1 protein-coding gene is annotated in these 1,025 nt (G+C 37.1%); it reads right to left on the bottom strand.

Translation table 11 applies throughout. From position 1 onward, the window contains the following. Positions 1-80: 80 nt before the first annotated feature. The gene (locus QZ824_RS11700) at positions 81-971 is read right to left on the bottom strand and encodes a fructose bisphosphate aldolase (protein ID WP_291276194.1); all 891 of its coding nucleotides are present in this window, start codon (positions 969-971) and stop codon (positions 81-83) included. Between the last annotated feature and the right edge of the window lie 54 nt (positions 972-1,025).

The raw sequence follows: 1,025 nt of genomic DNA, 5'->3' as shown, positions 1-1,025 counted from the left end.
AAATAAAGAAGAGGCTTACTTAAAGAGCCTCTTCCATAAACTGATTTATATCATTTTATACTTTATGAAAAAATATATGCTTACGTGATGGATGCGTTATAGATTTCGTTGATCGCCTTAGAGAGAATGCCTGAAAATTCTACAGTAGTTTGTGTTACCCGCAGATCATCCAGCAAAGCTCTAGAAAAAGATGCAATGATGTTTTTGTTGTTGGATAGTAATTCCGAAGCTTTATCAAGTTCATAGCCGCCTGACAATGCTACTACACGTACAACCTGCGGGTGTTGCGTAAGCTCCAGATAGAAATTATCAATGGTCGGCAGGGTAAGTTTAAGCATTACTTTTTCATTTGGTTGCAGCTTATTTAACTGTTCCGTGATTTTGTTTTTCAATGTTGCCTCAATTTCTTTTTTATCTGCCGCATGAATATCTACTTCCGGTTCTATGATCGGTACTAGGCCATTTGCAATGATGATTCGGGCAAACTCAAATTGCTGCTGCACAACATTTGTAATACCTGTTTCATTATTTGAAAAAATAACCGAACGCATTTTGGTGCCGAATACACCTTTGCTTTTGGCATCCTGAATCACGCCGGCAAGATTTGGAATAGGTTTCATTACCTGAACCCCATCCTTTTTTTCTTCAAGGCCTTTGTCTATTTTCAGAAAAGAAACGATGTTTTTCTTCCATAAATATTCTGTTGTAGGTAAACCTTCGACTTTAGAATTTAAGGTTTTCTCAAATAAAATAACGCCAAGAATTTTCTCTCCGGTGAAGGAGTTATCTGTCATGACGCGCGAACGCATTTCATGGATCAATGCATACATTTCGTCTTCATTTTTGTATGCACTTTCAGGAATGCCATAACCCAGTAAAGCTTTGGGCGTACTGCCGCCGCTCTGGTCTAATGCAGCAATGAAGCCTTTGTCCTGCTGCATGCGTTTTAATTGCTGATCAAATGTTGTCATATAAATGAATTATGAATTATGAATTATGAATTATGAATTATGAATTATGAATTA

The sequence above is a fragment of the Flavobacterium sp. genome, assembly GCF_021151785.1.
Classification (GTDB): Bacteria; Bacteroidota; Bacteroidia; order Flavobacteriales; family Flavobacteriaceae; genus Flavobacterium.
This window is presented reverse-complemented; position numbering and strand designations above follow the sequence as displayed.

Bases quoted from the DNA above. Each gene is read 5' to 3' on its own strand.
- QZ824_RS11700 (WP_291276194.1), bottom strand. From the start codon at position 971: ATGACAACATTTGATCAGCAATTAAAACGCATGCAGCAGGACAAAGGC.